General features: G+C 54.7%; 1 protein-coding gene. It reads left to right on the top strand.

The window, feature by feature from the left end; translation table 11 throughout:
- Window positions 1–1,153 (top strand): T6SS phospholipase effector Tle1-like catalytic domain-containing protein (locus WH277_RS00430; RefSeq protein WP_339503717.1); only part of this gene is annotated, 1,153 nt, incomplete at both ends.

The raw sequence follows: 1,153 nt of genomic DNA, 5'->3' as shown, positions 1-1,153 counted from the left end.
GAATAGGTTGTATACCACTAGTTTCCCCAATGATGACAAGCATGGCCAGATCAAGATTTATATTGAGGGGATTGGTACAGAGAGCGGCAAGGGCGACAGTGCCTATGGCGTGGGAACGGGCAGGGGCAACACCGGCGTAGTCAGAAAAACGGATAAAGCCGTCGCCGCGCTGGTTGTTGCTATCAAAAATCATTTAGATAAACCCTCCGAATACGGTATCAGCATCGTCAGGGAACTGCAGTTTGATATCTTCGGTTTTAGCCGGGGGGCAGCGGCAGCACGGCATTTTGCCAACAGGGTGTTTGATCAGGACGATGCCATTGTGGCAGCGATTAAAGCCGGATTAGGTGAGGTTAAGTTCAATGGCACGCCCAGCGGTAAAACCCGCTTCCTGGGGATATTCGATACCGTTGCGGGGATCGGTACGCCGGTGAACGGCTTTAATCCGCACAGTGCGGACACCGGGGAGGTGAATATTGTGCTGCGCCCCGGCGTGGCGGAGAAGGTGTTCCATATTACCGCGCAGCATGAGTGCCGCTTTAACTTTGCGCTGAACAGCGTAAAACCCGCGTGGCCGGAGCTGGTGTTGCCCGGGGCGCATTCGGATATTGGCGGCGGGTATAATCCTGACGAGCATGAAGCCTGTTTCCTCACCCGCCCGCAGTTTGAAACGGTTCTGGCTTCTGTTTCTGATAAGGAGACCGCAACGTATCGTCATGCCGGTGCACAGTTTGGGATCATGACGCGTTATCCGGCCATAGCGCCGCTGCTTGAGGGTAACGTGATTAAACTCAGAGCCTGGCATGACGACCGAATGCCCGCTGACCGCTATGGTATGCTGCAAAAACGCAGCGGTGCCGCGCTGATCCTCGAGCGTCCGACACGCAATGACTGGTCAAAAGTGGCGCTGCGGGTAATGATTGATGCGGCGCAGGATGCGGGGGTGGTGTTCGAGCCCATACTGCCTAAAGATGACAACCTTTCATTACCGACCGAACTAAAAGAGTTGTATAAAAAAGCGATTATGATGGGCCGCGCTGTCCGCAATGGTCAATCGGTCAGCGAGTATACCACCGCGGAAATTACTGCGCTGGCAGGAAAATACCTTCACTGTTCGGCCAACTGGAACAGCGTGATGCGGGACAGTCAGGGG

The sequence above is a fragment of the Erwinia sp. MYb416 genome (assembly GCF_037479575.1).
Lineage (GTDB): Bacteria > Pseudomonadota > Gammaproteobacteria > Enterobacterales > Enterobacteriaceae > Erwinia > Erwinia rhapontici.
Note: the sequence above shows the minus strand (reverse complement) of the source record. Positions and strands in the feature narration are given on the sequence as shown.